The organism is Sinorhizobium sp. CB7, from assembly GCF_041357635.1.
GTDB lineage: Bacteria > Pseudomonadota > Alphaproteobacteria > Rhizobiales > Rhizobiaceae > Rhizobium.
In genome coordinates this window covers 1-393 of sequence record NZ_JAULLL010000073.1, presented here as the reverse complement: position 1 = coordinate 393, position 393 = coordinate 1, and the positions used below count along the sequence as shown (strand labels likewise).

Below are 393 nucleotides of genomic sequence, written 5' to 3'. Positions count from 1 at the left end.
AGGCCGGTGGAGCGCTCCACCGCAAGACCGACGCGCTCGTCGGGGCCAACCCCGAGGGCTGCGAGCCGTCGGGCGATGCGGTTGGCGAGCGCATCGAGCTCGCCATAGGAAAGACGTTCGCCCTCGCACGCCACAGCCTCGGCCGCGGGATGTTGCAGGGCCCGCTCGCCGATCCGGTCCGTCACGGGAATGAACGGGTAATCCGCCGGCTGGCGATGATCGGTCGGCACCGACAGCGTCAGCTCGCCGAGCCGTGTCCCCTCGCCCGCCTCGGCGATCTGCGACAGGAGTTCACCATAGTGGGTAGCGATCCGCTCGATCGTCTCCCGCTCGAAGATGTCGCGGGCATAGGCGAAGCCGAGCGTCAGGCCGTCGGCCGTCTCGCCGGCATTG

Annotated in this window: 1 protein-coding gene; it reads right to left on the bottom strand. The window is 69.7% G+C overall.

Annotation, left to right across the window (positions count from 1 at the left end):
* Positions 1-393: AMP-binding protein (locus tag AAE029_RS36230; RefSeq protein WP_371077767.1), on the bottom strand; the 393-nt coding region annotated here is incomplete at both ends.